Raw genomic sequence first — 428 nt, 5'->3', positions numbered from 1 at the left:
CCCGGGGGTACAAAGCCCGGATACGAATATAACGACTCAATCAATAAAGAGACTTGCGTCTCTCGCCTTAGCCTCACGACACGTCTGATAGAACATCTCAAACGCTCGCTACGTCACAAGTTTTAAAAGAACACGTACCAGCCACAGTGCTGATGCGTATAAAGATCGAATGTATGCGTCATTCAGAGAATGGTGGGTCTGGGAGGACTCGAACCACCGACCTCACCCTTATCAGGGGTGCGCTCTAACCACCTGAGCTACAGACCCGGAGCTTGCTTCTTAATCTCCCTGGTGGAGCCTGTCGGGATCGAACCGACGACCCCCTGCTTGCAAAGCAGGTGCTCTCCCAGCTGAGCTAAGGCCCCAGAAAGGGACATCTCACACCGGCCTGGCCGATGCAAATCTCTGAATGCAGGTACTTTGTGAAG

Annotated in this window: 2 tRNA genes; both read right to left on the bottom strand. The window is 53.0% G+C overall.

The features are described 5' to 3' along the window. Positions 1–190 precede the first annotated feature (190 nt). Positions 191–267: transfer RNA gene (locus ACTXG9_RS19565), tRNA-Ile, on the bottom strand. A 22-nt stretch (positions 268–289) separates the two neighbouring features. Beyond that, positions 290–365: transfer RNA gene (locus ACTXG9_RS19560), tRNA-Ala, on the bottom strand. Between the last annotated feature and the right edge of the window lie 63 nt (positions 366–428).

The organism is Stenotrophomonas maltophilia group sp. LNF247 (assembly GCF_054083135.1).
Note: the sequence above shows the minus strand (reverse complement) of the source record. Positions and strands in the feature narration are given on the sequence as shown.